Below are 1,142 nucleotides of genomic sequence, written 5' to 3' on the forward strand. Positions count from 1 at the left end.
CGTTCGATACGGCGCAGATCCGCCGCGGCCGTGTCCGCGACCGACCCACGCCCCGACTCCAACTCCCGTACGCGCGTGGCCAGTCGTGAGGGTCCGAGCAGGGCCGGGATCAGCAGCCGGTCGATCTGAGTGAGCCCCCGTACGATCCACGGCGCCGCCAGCAGCAGCACCAGGCCGGCGCCGGCGACCTCCAGCGTCTCCAGGGGCGCGTCGGCGTACCACTGGCGTCCGTCCGGCAGGTCCCAGCCGATGCCCGGCTGGTCCAGGTGGCGCGGATAGACCCACTGCCAGGCGGGATAGGCCACCAGCGGCAGCGCCAGGGACCACACGACGACGGAGACGACGAAGGAGAACAGCGCCCACGGGAAGTGCAGCACCGTGTAGAGCTGGTGCCGCCAGGAGACGCCGCTGCGCAGCAGCGCCCCCACCCACGGCAGGAATCCGCCGCGGCGCTGGAGGGCGCGTACGGGCTCGGGTTCGGCCACGTCCACGTTCAGCAGCGCGCGGGCGCGGGCCCGCTCCAGCCGGCCGGCGGCGCGGCAGCCCAGCAGTCCGGCGGCGAGCACGGGGACGCCGAGGAAGGTGATGAGCAGCCCGGCGCCCGTGGCGAGCGCGGCGATGCTGAAGGCGAAGTAGAGGCAGGCGAGGGGCAGTCCCGTCACGACGTACAGCAGCTCGCGCCAGGTACGGCCTGCGAAGGGGGCGCGCAGCACGGCCGGCAGCGCGTGCGGACGGTGCCGGGCGGTGTCGGTCGCGGTGGCCATGGTCGATGCCGTCCTTCCGGGGCCGGGCCGGGGCCGAGGCCGAGACAAGTGCCGGGGTCGGGCCGGGGCTGCGGGGTTGTCCGGTGTGTGCCGGTGCCGTTCCGGATTCCGTACGGGGTGCGCACGGGCGGTGGCGGTGCCGGCGTGCCCGGCGGGGTTCGCGCGGGCTTCCCGTACAGCATCCGTACGGGGCGGGGGCGGCGGCCATGGCGTGAACACGCGTACCGGAGAGGGGGTTTACCCCACCACGCGCTTGCGGCCGCGGCCGCGGCCGCGCCAACGGGGGCGGGGACGGCGGACGGCGGCGTCGGGCTGCGCGGCCTCGGGGGTTCCGTCCCTCTCGCGCCAGGGGAGTTGGGCGGTGATGGTGGTGGGTCC

The 1,142-nt window shown here is 75.5% G+C and carries 1 protein-coding gene; it reads right to left on the reverse strand.

Features of this window, described 5'->3' with window-relative positions:
• The coding region (locus AN218_RS29535) for a sensor domain-containing protein (RefSeq protein WP_171908840.1) at positions 1-764 on the reverse strand (764 nt) is incomplete at its 3' end.
• Positions 765-1,142 lie beyond the last annotated feature (378 nt).

The sequence above is a fragment of the Streptomyces nanshensis genome (genome assembly GCF_001751255.1).
GTDB classification, from domain to species: Bacteria; Actinomycetota; Actinomycetes; order Streptomycetales; family Streptomycetaceae; genus Streptomyces; species Streptomyces nanshensis_A.